Below are 10,950 nucleotides of genomic sequence, written 5' to 3'. Positions count from 1 at the left end.
TCTTCGCGTCCCGAGGACGCGGCAAGCTTGCCGACGTTGGAGATCGCCCGGACCAGCGCCTCGGCCTTGGTCTGCGGGGGCCGCGTCGCCTCACCGGTCTTGGCCTGAGGAAGCTTCGCGACCTCGTCGGTCTGCGCGGGCTGCGTCTTCGCGCCGGCGTCGGCCTTCGCTGGCGGACGCCTCGCCGATCCGTCGGAGCTGCCCGAAGGGCGCTTCTGCACATCAGCTGCCTTCGCCGGTGGCTGCCGGGTGGGCTCGGATGTCTCCCGAGCCGCCTGCTCTGCCTGTGTACGCTCCGCCAAAACGATCCCCCTTTGGTCGCCCCGCCCCCCGACAACGCTACGCCATGCGATGCATCGACGGTCCGGTGGCGGGCAACTTGCTCAATGCTGGAACGGCCCCCGGCCGCTGGTCGTTCCCCCTTCTCGATCGGTCGCTGCAGGCGGATCCGTCGTCCGGGAACGCGAACTTGCCCGGCCGCCTCGAAAGGCGACCGGGCAAGTCAGAGAGTTGAACTCCCTTGGAACTCGGTCTTAGAAGACCTCGTTGTCGTTGACGGTGACCGCGTCCGGGCTGAAGAAGTTACCGCTGTTCTCCCACTCGAAGTCGTTGTCGATGTCGGTCTCCCACTCGTTGTTGAACGAGTCCTCGACGTCGACGTCGATCTCGGTCTCCTCTTCCTGGTTGAAAGAGTCCTCGATGTCGACATCCAGGTCGTACTCGGTGTTGGTCGAGGAGTCGTTGAACGAGTCGCTGATCGTCGTGGTCTCCCACTCGTTGCCGATCAAGACGTCGCCGACGTTGATCTCGGTCGTGGAGTTGTCGACGTTTGCGTCGTCTCCGGCAGCGACCGAGTAGTCACCCGAGGCGACCTGTGCCTCGAACTCGAAGTCCTGGTCGACGTCGCCGCCGCCGGTGTCGATGTTCTGGTTGACCGACTGGCCGACGATCGTCGGACGGTTCGTGATGTCGATGTCGGTGTCGCCACCGCCACCCCAGCCCTTGCCGCCGCCGCCACCCAGGCCGCCGAGGTCGATGTCACCGATGCCGGCGTTGTACTGGTGAACGCCCGCCGTGACCGAGTTGTCGATCAGGGTCGTCGTGTTGAACGAGTCCTTGTAGTGCTCGGAGTTGTCGTTGCCCGAGTCGTTGACCGAGTTGTCGGAGTTGTCGTTGTACGAGTCGTTCGTCGAGTTGTCGGAGTTGTCGTTGAACGAGTCCTCGACCTCGACCTCGACCTCGACCTCGGTGTCGTTGTAGGAGTCCGTGTTGCCCGCGTCCTCGACGTCGACCGAGTTGTCGGTGTTGCCCGAGTCTTCGATCTCGGTTTCGGTGTTACCCGAGTCCTCGATGTCGAGGTTGGTCGAGTTGTCCGTGTTGAACGATTCGTCGAGGTTGGCCTGGAGGCCAAGAAGGTTGATGTTGTCGTTTGCAGCCATGATTTGTTTCCTCTTTCGTGAGTGCCCGGCGGCGTGTAGTTAGAGTTTGCGCCGCGCGCGTTCCGGTCACATCGGGGATCCCCCCCGGGGATTTGAATCAGCCCCCCGGGGTTTGCATAGGGGGTTCGGTTCACGACTAGGGGTTTGGGGGTGCTGCATCAGCCTGAACTGCTCCTCGGACTCGTAGCGGACGGCTCGACCGTAGGCTGGGCCGGTGGACCTGGCCGAGTTGACCGCGCTTCTCACGCCCGAGGGGCTGCGGCTGCTGGACGACCTCGACCCCGTCGACTCGACGGCGGATGTCGCGCGGACCGTCTCGCAGCTGCGAAAGGCGGGGCACTCCCCCGAACTGGTGTCGGCGGTGGTGGGGCAGGCACGCCTGCGAGTGCGGGCGCGTGCGAAGTTCGGCGAGTTCGCCGACCGGATGCTGTTCACCCGGGCTGGTCTCGAGCAGGCGACGCGGCTCGCCGTCGCCGCGCAGCATGCCGGGCGGTTCCGCGACGCGGGCCTCGGGACCGTGGCCGACCTCGGCTGCGGCATCGGCGGGGACGCGCTCGGATTCGCCGGGCTCGGCCTGCAGGTGGAGGCGGTGGACGCGGACGAGGTGACCGCGGCGATCGCGGCATACAACCTGGCCCCGTTCGGCGATGCGGTGACCGTCCGACACGAGTCGGCAGAAGCATCCGATCTGTCGCTCGTCGACGGGGTGTGGCTGGATCCCGCGCGCCGCACCTCGGGGCACAGCGAGACGGCGCGGGTGCGACCCGAGGACTACTCGCCCTCCCTCGACTGGGCGTTCGAAGTGGCGTCGCGCATCCCGAGCGGCATCAAGCTCGGGCCCGGTCTCGACCGGACGATGATCCCGGACGACGTCGAGGCGCAGTGGGTCAGTGCGGACGGATCGACGATCGAGCTGGTGCTGTGGTCGGGCGCGCTGGCTCGGGACGGCGTGCGCCGTGCCGCCCTCGTGCTGCGCGGCGACGATCGCTGGGAGCTGACATCGACGACGGATGCCGCGGACGAACCCGCTCGCCCGCTGGGGGCATTCGTGCACGAGCCGGACGGTGCGGTGATCCGCGCCCGCTTGATCGGCGACGTCGCGCGCTCGCTGGGGGCGGGGATGCTCGCCGAGCAGATCGCCTACCTGACCTCGGATGCCGCACTCACGAGTCCGTTCGTCGCGAGCTTCCGCGTCCGCGAGGTGCTGCCCGCCGAAGTGCGTGCGCTGTCGCGGGCGCTGCGCGAGCGCGGCATCGGGCGGCTCGAGATCAAGAAGAGGGGCGTGGACGTCGACCCCGCGACGTTCCGCACCGCGCTGAAGCTGCGCGGGGACGAATCGGCGACGCTTCTGCTGACCCGCGTCGGGTCGAAGCGCCTCGCAATCCTGGCGGACCGGGTGGGGGCGTAGCGCTTCTGCCTTCGTGCACTCGCGGTGCCGCGGCCCGTCAGCCGAGCAGGTCGGTGCGGCTCGCCGCGAACCACAGCCACCCCGCGCTGTAGAGCAGCGACACCGCGCCCAGCACGATCGCCCACACCGCGACGGCACGGCTCTCGAGCGGTCGGCGCAGCGCCATGATCGCAGTGACGATCGCGACGAGTCCGATCGGGAACCCCCATCCCACGAACATGGAGATGATGAGGGCCGCGATGGCGAAGCCCAGCGCCCACCCCGCGAGGCCCCGCGTCGGAGTTGCGGGTTCGACCGGCGCCCACTGCACGGGCGCGTCGAGGTCGGGCGCGGTAGAGATCGGCACGACGCCGACGGGCTCGGTCGGCCACCGCTGGAAACCGCCGCGGTGCTTTCCGGGGATGGCGGATTCGGCCTCGACCGGGGCGACATCGGCCGACGGCGGCTCGATGGCGGGAGCTGCAGGTGCGCGCGGCGGCGCCGATGCCGCTGCCTCAGCGGTCATCTGCGGCACCGGCGGCGCGGGAGGTGAAGCGGCCTGCGCCTGCGGGACAGGCGCGGCGGGAGGCGAACCGGATGCCGGCGCCCCGGCATCCGGAGTCGGCTCGTCCTGGCCGGTGCTCATGCAGCGTCCTCGGCGACCTGGATCTCGGTCACGGGCAGGGTCGAGTCGGCGCCGAAGCCCCGGGTGGAGGGTGCGCGGCCGGCCATGATGAGCTCCGCGGCGAGGGCGGCGATCATCGCGCCGTTGTCGGTGCACAGCGAGAGCGGGGGGATGCGCAGGGAGACGCCCGCGGCATCCGCTCTCTCGGTCGCGACGTCGCGCAGCCGCCGGTTGGCGATGACGCCGCCGCCGAGCAGCAGCCGCGGCACGTCGTGGTCTGCACAGGCGGCGAGGGCCTTCGTCACGAGCACGTCCACGACCGCCTCCCGGAAGCCCGCGGCGACGTCGGCGATCGGCACCGCTTCGCCGAGGGCTTCGCGCTGCTCGGTCCAGCGGGCGACGGCGGTCTTCAGGCCCGAGAACGAGAAGTCGTAGCGATGCTTCGCGAGGTCGCTCGCGCGCGACAGCCCCCGAGGAAACAGGATGGCGCTCGGGTCGCCGGAGAGCGCGGCTCGATCTATCTCGGGACCTCCGGGGTACGGCAGCCCCAGCAGCCGCGCGACCTTGTCGAAGGCCTCGCCGGCGGCGTCGTCCATCGTCTCGCCCAGCAGCTCCACGTCGGAGGTCAGATCCCGCACCAGTAACAGAGAGGTGTGCCCGCCGCTGACCAGCAGGGCGACCGTCGGGTATTCGAGCGGCGGCGCGTCGGGGTCGAGGATGTCGGCGGCGATGTGACCGACCAGGTGGTTCACGGCGTAGAGCGGCTTGCCCAGCGAGACCGCGAGCGCCTTCGCCGCGCCGATGCCCACCATGAGGGCGCCCGCGAGACCGGGTCCGGAGGTGACGGCGATCGCGTCGAGGTCGGCGAGTTCGACGCGGGACTCGGCGAGCGCCGCCTCGATCGCCGGTGTGAGCGCCTCGAGATGCGCGCGGGCTGCGACCTCGGGTACGACGCCGCCGTAGCGCGCGTGCTCGTCCATGCTCGACGCGATCGTGTTCGACAGCAGTGTGCGACCCCGCACGATCCCGATGCCGGTCTCGTCGCAGCTCGTCTCGATGCCGAGCACGAGGGGATCGGTGCGGTTCACGTGCACGCTCCCGCATCGGAGTGGATGCCGGCGAGAGGCGTGCTCGAATCAGGCGATGCGCCCTGGTCAGGACGAACGGCCCCGGAATCTTCCTGATCTCGGCGGATCTCCTGAGCCCGGTCCGCCTCCGGCCGGGAACTCCAGCCGCGCAGGTCGAGGCGCATGACGATCGCGTCGACGTCGTCGGGCTGGTAGTAGCGCGCCCGCCGCCCGACCTCCACGAAACCCTCCGAGGCGTACAGCGACTGCGCGACCGGGTTGTCGGCCCGCACCTCGAGGAACACGTCCCGCACCTGCCGGCGTGCCGCTTCCTCGAGCAGAGCCGTGAGCAGCGCACGGCCTCGACCTCGGGCGCGGGATGCCGCGGCGATCGCGATCGTCTGGATGTCTGCATCCGGGGCCCCGCGCGCAGCCCGCAGGCCGGCGTATCCGATCAGCCGGCCGGCCTCCTCCACGACGACGTACCAGCCGTGCGGTGAGGCGAGCTCTTCGCGCATCATCGCGTCCGACCAGGCATCGGTCGGGAATGACGCACGCTCGAGCGCCATGATCGCGTCGAGGTCGTCGAGGGTCGCCGGGCGGGTGGTCACGCGTCGCCCCCCGGTCGATCGCTCTGCGCCGGTGCGGTGACCCGCTTCGGGCCGTGCGGCAGGGTGACATCGGGCGAGCGCAGGTAGAGCGGCTCGGTCGATGCGGGAGCGCGGCCCGCCGCGAGGGAGCGTGCCGCCACGATCGCCAGCATGGCCGCTGAGACCCGGCCCGCGTCGCGGCGCGCGGCGTCGAGTTGCTCCAGCCTCGCGTCGAGTTCGTCGCGCGGGATCAGCGCCGGCTCGCTGGCGCGCACCGGCAGCCCGTCGTCGTCGATCCCGTCGTAGACGGTGAAAGCGAACTCGCGTCTGCGCGCGTCGGAGACGACCGCGAATCGCGCGACGTCGATGTCGGACAGCGCACCCGCCAGCAGGATCTCGAGCGCGACCGCGTCGTGGCTGACGACCGGAACGACCGGGATGCCGCGGCCCAGCGCGAACGCGCGCGCCGCCGCGATGCCGACCCGCAGGCCGGTGAACGGGCCGGGGCCCATTCCCGCCGCGACGGCGGTGAGCGCCTCGGCCGAGGACTCCGGTGAGGAGGTGGCTTCGTCCAGCGCAGTGTGCAGGAGCCCGCCGATCGCCTCCGCGTGCCCGAGCGGGTTCTCACTCGCGCCCTCCGCGAGCACGACGCCGTCGTCTTCGACCACCGCAACGGCGGTGCCGACGGAGGTGTCGATGGCGAGAATCACCCTCTCAGGGTAGTCGGCGCGCCGCGGGCGGCTCGGGGGTTCGCGCCGGGCACCGCCGCGGAGTGCCACGACTTCTCGCCGAGCGCACGACTTGGCGGCGTCGCAAGGTCGCGCACTCGGCGGCAACCCGTTCACTCGTGGTTGCGAAGCGCGCGGAAACCGATCTGCCGCCCGCGACGAACAATCAGCGTGAACCCGCTCCCGCACCCGCTGCCGCTCCGCACCGACGGCGCCGCCCTCGGACTGCGCCGGCTCGTGGTGCCGACGTCGGTCGGCGAGGTCGTCGTGCGGTCGGGTCGCGAAGCCGGCGGTCCGGCGACGATCCTGCTGCACGGGGCCGCGGGATCGTGGAGCACCTGGACGCCGCTGGTCGCGGCATCCGATCTGTCCGGCGCACCGCTCACCGATGTGGTCGCGCTCGATCTGCCGGGCTGGGGCGAAAGCGGCGGGTTCGAGCGTGTGCCCAGCGTCGAACACCTGTCGGATGCCGTGGCGGAGGTCGCTCGCGCGCTCGGCTACTCGTCCTGGCGGATCGTCGGGCACTCGCTCGGCGGGTTCGTGGCCCTCGATGTTGCGGCGCGGCATCCGCATTCCACTCTCGGCGTCACCCTCGTCTCCGCCACTGGGACCGGCGTGCTCGAGGCGATCCGACGCCCGGTGCGCGGCGGGCGCGCGCTGCCGTGGTTCGCGGGGATGCTGCTGACGATGCGCATCCTCGCCGTGCTCGACCGGGCTTCCGCTCCGCTATCGGCCGGAACGAGGCTGGTCCGCCTGCTCGGCCGCTTCGGAGGGCTCGGGGCGCTGTCGTCGCCGCTGTTCGCCGGCAGGGTCCACCCCTCGGTGCCTGCGGCGTTCGCCGACGAGGTGCGGCCGTCCGCGTTCGCCTGCGCCGCTCGGCTCGCCGCCGACTACGAGGAGCGCACGTGGACCGGCATCCGCTGCCCCGTGCGGTCGGTGCGCGGATCGCGCGACGTCTTCGCGGGCGAGACGGATGCCGCGGCATTCCTCTCGCTGATCCCGGGCTTCAGCGAGGTGCGGTTGGCCGACGCGGGGCACTTCGCGCACGTAGAGCGCCCGGATGCCGTGCTGGCGGCGATCGCCGCAACGCCGGCGGTCAGCCGCGTTCCTGCCCGCTCCGCCCCCGCGAGTCCCGCCGAGTGGCGGCTGAAGTCGGCCGCGTAGCCGCCGCTCGCCGCAAGTCGGCACAGCCGCGACCTCCCCGCCGGCCTACGGCCTCCGCGACACCGTCACGATCCGCGGCGCGTCCACATCGAGGTCGGTCGGGTCGCCGCACATCGTGTCGGCACCCCGGCCGCCGAGCTGCCGGTCGAGCTCGATCTCCCACCATCCGTCGCGCAGACCGTCGACCATGCCCCGACCCCACTCGACGATCACGACCGACCGGTCGACGTCGATGTCGAGGTCGTCCAGCTCGAGCGCGGAACCCAGCCGATAGGCGTCCACATGAACGAGCGGCGCGCCCCCGATCAGGGACGGATGCGTCCGCGCGATCACGAACGTGGGGCTCTGCACCGGGCCTCGCACGCCGAGCCCCGCCGCGATGCCGCGCGTGAGGGTGGTCTTGCCCGCGCCGAGCGCACCCGTCAGCACGACGAGGTCGCCGGGATGCAGCATCCCGCCGATGCGCTCGCCGAAGGCCTCCATGTCGTCGGGGCTGTCGATCTCGTAACGCCCGACGAGGGGGTCGAGTCCGGTCACGCCGACACCTGCCGCCGCGACACCCGCGGCCCGACGCGCGTCACGATCTCGTAGTTGATGGTGCCGGCCGCATCCGCCCACTCGTCCGCGGCGGGAACGCCGAGAGTCGGATCGCCGAACAGCACGGCCTCGTCGCCCACCGCGACCGGGTGGTCGCCGACGTCGACGACGAACTGGTCCATCGCGACGCGGCCCGCGATCGTGAACCGCCGCCCCCCGATCGTGACCGGGCCTGCGCCGGACGCCTGCCGCGGCACACCGTCGGCGTAGCCGAGGGGGACGAGGGCGAGCGTCGCGTCGCGGTCGGTGCGGTAGTCGTAGCCGTACGAGACGCCGTGGCCGGCCGGCACCCGTCGCACTGCGGCGACCGGCGCGCGCAACGTCATCGCGGGGCGCAGGCCGAGATCGGCCGACGAGCGTCCGGCGAACGGCGACAGCCCGTAGATGCCGATGCCGACGCGCACGCATCCGAGCCGCGCCTCCGGCAGCTCGATCGCCGCGTGCGTGGCGGCGACGTGCCGCAGGTGCGGGGCAAGACCCGCGGATGCCGCCACCCCCGCGCCGTCGTGGAACCGCCGCAGCGCGATCCGGTCGTCATCGGCCGAGGCGTTGGAGAGGTGGCTGAACAGCCCGAGGACGCGGAGCTTGCCGATGCGCTCGAGACGCGCCGCCTCGGCGAACACGACGCGGTAGTCCTCGGGGGCGATGCCGTTGCGGCCGAGGCCCGTCTCGAGCTTGAGGTGCACTCCCACGGCACGGTCGGAGGATGCCGCTGCCGCGGCCTGCAGCAGCTGATCGAAGCTCGAGATGCCCAGTTCGATCCCGGCCGAGGCCGCCTCGACGAACGACGTCCCGGGCGCGTGCAGCCACGCGAGGATCGGGGCCATGATGCCGCCGCGGCGCAGGGCGAGCGCCTCGCCGATGTCGGCGACCCCCAGGCGCGCCGCGCCCCCGTCGAGCGCGGCCGCTGCGGAGCGCACGGCGCCGTGGCCATATCCGTCTGCCTTGACGACGGCGATGACCTCGGAGTCGGTCAGCCGGCGCAGGTGTCGCACGTTCGCCGCGATCGCGCCGACGTCGACGGTCGCCTCCCGCAGCACGCCGGCAGGCAGGCGGCTCATGCGCCATCTCCCGCCGTGTCCGGCTCGCGCGCGAAACCCTCCGTGTCGCGCGAAACACTCCGAGTTTCCTGCGCATTGTGGAGGGTTTCGTGCGTCTCGGAGGGTTTCGGGGCCGGGGCGCCGCCGGACGCCTCCGCCACCACGAACGCCGTCGCAAAACCCGCATCGTGCGACATCGAGAGGTGCAGGCCCGTGATGCCGCGCTCCACGAGCACGGCCGCGGTCGAGCCCGTGAGGGTGAACCACGGGCGTCCAGATGCCTCGGGCGTGATCTCGATCTCGGTCCAGTGCACGCCGTCCGAGCCGCCGAGGGCTTTGATCAGCGCCTCCTTCGCGGCGTACCGCGCGGCGAGGGAGCGGGGCGAGCGGGTCTGCTCGGCGGGCGAGAAAAGTCGCTGGAGGAGCCGGGGGGTGCGCACGAGGGTGCGCTCGAAGCGGTCGATGTCGACGAGGTCGACGCCGATCCCCACGATCACGGTCGCCCTCGTTTCAGCACTCCGCCACTTTATCCCGCGGCATCCGCGCCGGTCGTTGCGGCGCGAAACCCTCCGTCCAGCGCGAAACCCTCCGAAGTTCGTGTTCGAGTCAGAGGGTTTCGCGCGACTCGGAGGGTTTCGGCGCGCGCGAAGACCGGATGCCGCTACTCGACGGTGACGGACTTGGCGAGGTTGCGGGGCTGGTCGACGTCCAGGCCCTTCGCCGTCGCGAGGCCCATCGCGAAGATGTGCAGCGGCACCACTGCGAGCAGCGGCTCGAAGAGGGGCCCGGCCAGCGGGATGCGCAGCACCTCGTCGGCGTGCGGCAGCACCGCGGCATCCCCCTCTTCGGCGATCGCGATGACGCGAGCTCCGCGTGCCCGGATCTCCTCGATATTCGAGACGACCTTCTTGTGCAGCTCGGCGGACTCGCGCGGCGACGGCACGATCACGAAGACCGGCTGGCCGGCCTCGATGAGGGCGATCGGTCCGTGCTTCAGCTCGCCCGCGGCGAAGCCCTCGGCGTGGATGTACGCGAGCTCCTTGAGCTTGAGCGCGCCCTCCATGGCGATCGGGTAGCCGACGTGGCGGCCGAGGAACAGCACCGAACGCGTGTCGCCCATCCAGTGCGCGAGCTGCTCGATGCGCTCCTGCTCCTCCGCGAGGATCTTGCGGATCTTGTCGGGGATCGACTCGAGCTCGAGCACGAACTGCGCCGCCTCGGTCGCTCCGACCGTGCCGCGCACGCGGCCGAGGTGCAGCCCGAGCAGGTAGAGGGCGGTGATCTGGGCGACGAACGCCTTCGTCGAGGCCACTGCGACCTCCGGTCCGGCGTGCGTGTAGACGATCGCATCCGACTCGCGCGGGATGGTGGCGCCCTGCGTGTTGCAGATCGAGAGGGTCCGCGCGCCGTGCTCACGGGCGTACTTGACGGCCATGAGGGTGTCCATGGTCTCGCCGGACTGGCTGATCGAGACGACGAGGGTGTCATCGCCGATGACGGGGTCGCGGTAGCGGAACTCGTGGGCGAGCTCGACGTCCACCGGGACGCGCGCCCACTGCTCGATCGCGTACTTGCCCACCGCGCCGGCATACGCGGCGGTGCCGCAGGCGACGATGATGATGCGCTGGATGCCGGTGAACAGCTCGTCGAGACCGTCGAGCTCCGGGATCACGACCTGGCCGTCGCGAGCGCGGCCGAGGATGGTGTTCGCGACCGCCTCGGGCTCTTCGCTGATCTCCTTCGCCATGAAGCTCGTCCAGCCGCCCTTGTCGGCGGCCGAGGCATCCCACAGCACTTCGAACGGCTCGACCTCGACGGTGTTGCCGTGGAAGTCGGTCACCGCGACGCCCTCGGGCGTGATGGCGACGATCTGGTCCTGCCCGATCGCGAGCGCGTTGCGGGTGTGCTCGACGAACGCGGCGACGTCCGATCCGAGGAAGTTCTCGCCCTCGCCCAGTCCGATGACGAGGGGCGAGTTGCGGCGGGCGCCGACCACGAGGCCGGGGTGGTCCTCGTGCATCGCGAGGAGGGTGAACGCGCCCTCGAGGCGGCTGACGACTGCGCGGAACGCCGCGGTCAGGTCGCCGTCGGCGGTGACGTACTCGCGGCCCAGCAGGATCGCGGCGGCCTCGGTGTCGGTCTCGCTGCGGAACGCGAAGCCGTCGGCGAGCAGTTCGGCCTTGATCTCGGCGAAGTTCTCGATGATGCCGTTGTGGATCACGGCCAGCTTGTCGTCGTCGGCGAGGTGCGGGTGCGCGTTCGTGTCGGTCGGCCCGCCGTGCGTGGCCCAGCGGGTGTGGCCGATGCCGGTCT

Annotated in this window: 11 protein-coding genes and 1 pseudogene; 2 read left to right on the top strand and 10 right to left on the bottom strand. The window is 71.2% G+C overall.

Annotated elements, in window-relative coordinates; all coding sequences use genetic code 11:
* Both VFX99_RS13260 and VFX99_RS13255 read right to left on the bottom strand, forming a co-directional pair.
* Positions 1 to 221: hypothetical protein (locus VFX99_RS13260; RefSeq protein WP_329666767.1), on the bottom strand; the 221-nt coding region annotated here is incomplete at its 3' end.
* Positions 222 to 533: 312 nt separating this feature from the next.
* Positions 534 to 1,439 carry a hypothetical protein gene (locus VFX99_RS13255; protein WP_329666766.1) on the bottom strand — a complete coding sequence of 302 codons (906 nt, stop codon included), beginning with the start codon at positions 1,437 to 1,439 and terminating at the stop codon, positions 534 to 536.
* Between the two features lie 214 nt (positions 1,440 to 1,653).
* Here VFX99_RS13255 and VFX99_RS13250 point away from each other — a divergent pair, with 214 nt between their 5' ends.
* Positions 1,654 to 2,847 carry a class I SAM-dependent methyltransferase gene (locus tag VFX99_RS13250; protein WP_329666765.1) on the top strand — a complete coding sequence of 398 codons (1,194 nt, stop codon included), beginning with the start codon at positions 1,654 to 1,656 and terminating at the stop codon, positions 2,845 to 2,847.
* A 37-nt stretch (positions 2,848 to 2,884) separates the two neighbouring features.
* On the opposite strand, the gene VFX99_RS13245 is transcribed toward VFX99_RS13250, so the two are convergent.
* Genes VFX99_RS13245 through tsaB form a run of 4 tightly spaced genes read right to left on the bottom strand, consistent with a single transcriptional unit; the run spans position 2,885 to position 5,818 of the window.
* Positions 2,885 to 3,472, bottom strand: a complete 588-nt coding sequence (locus VFX99_RS13245) for a hypothetical protein (RefSeq protein ID WP_329666764.1) — start codon at positions 3,470 to 3,472, stop codon at positions 2,885 to 2,887.
* Complete coding sequence (gene tsaD, locus VFX99_RS13240; protein ID WP_414684385.1) at positions 3,469 to 4,545, bottom strand: tRNA (adenosine(37)-N6)-threonylcarbamoyltransferase complex transferase subunit TsaD; 1,077 nt, start codon at positions 4,543 to 4,545, stop codon at positions 3,469 to 3,471. The genes VFX99_RS13245 and tsaD overlap by 4 nt, the downstream gene beginning before the upstream one ends.
* Positions 4,536 to 5,129, bottom strand: coding sequence for a ribosomal protein S18-alanine N-acetyltransferase (gene rimI, locus VFX99_RS13235; RefSeq protein WP_329666762.1), 594 nt, complete (start codon positions 5,127 to 5,129; stop codon positions 4,536 to 4,538). Before rimI ends, tsaD begins: the two co-directional genes overlap by 10 nt.
* Positions 5,126 to 5,818: a tRNA (adenosine(37)-N6)-threonylcarbamoyltransferase complex dimerization subunit type 1 TsaB gene (gene tsaB, locus VFX99_RS13230; protein ID WP_329666761.1), complete on the bottom strand. Its 693-nt coding sequence runs from the start codon at positions 5,816 to 5,818 to the stop codon at positions 5,126 to 5,128. The genes rimI and tsaB overlap by 4 nt, the downstream gene beginning before the upstream one ends.
* Before the next feature lie 189 nt (positions 5,819 to 6,007).
* On the opposite strand from tsaB, the gene VFX99_RS13225 reads away from it, so the two are divergent.
* Entirely contained in the window at positions 6,008 to 7,000 is a 993-nt protein-coding gene (locus tag VFX99_RS13225; protein ID WP_329666760.1) for an alpha/beta hydrolase, read from the top strand.
* 45 nt (positions 7,001 to 7,045) lie between these two features.
* Here the strand turns inward: VFX99_RS13225 and tsaE are convergent, their stop codons facing one another.
* The 4 genes and pseudogenes from tsaE to glmS all read right to left on the bottom strand — a co-directional run.
* Positions 7,046 to 7,483, bottom strand: coding sequence for a tRNA (adenosine(37)-N6)-threonylcarbamoyltransferase complex ATPase subunit type 1 TsaE (gene tsaE, locus VFX99_RS13220; RefSeq protein WP_414684386.1), 438 nt, complete (start codon positions 7,481 to 7,483; stop codon positions 7,046 to 7,048).
* 50 nt (positions 7,484 to 7,533) lie between these two features.
* Complete coding sequence (alr, locus tag VFX99_RS13215) at positions 7,534 to 8,658, bottom strand: alanine racemase (protein WP_329666758.1); 1,125 nt, start codon at positions 8,656 to 8,658, stop codon at positions 7,534 to 7,536.
* A 122-nt stretch (positions 8,659 to 8,780) separates the two neighbouring features.
* Positions 8,781 to 9,134 (bottom strand): annotated as a pseudogene (locus tag VFX99_RS13210) (holo-ACP synthase); the annotation flags it as partial.
* A 164-nt stretch (positions 9,135 to 9,298) separates the two neighbouring features.
* Positions 9,299 to 10,950 (bottom strand): glutamine--fructose-6-phosphate transaminase (isomerizing) (gene glmS / locus VFX99_RS13205; protein ID WP_329666757.1); only part of this gene is annotated, 1,652 nt, incomplete at its 5' end.

The sequence above is a fragment of the Microbacterium sp. genome, assembly GCF_036277215.1.
GTDB lineage: Bacteria > Actinomycetota > Actinomycetes > Actinomycetales > Microbacteriaceae > Microbacterium.
Note: the sequence above shows the minus strand (reverse complement) of the source record. Positions and strands in the feature narration are given on the sequence as shown.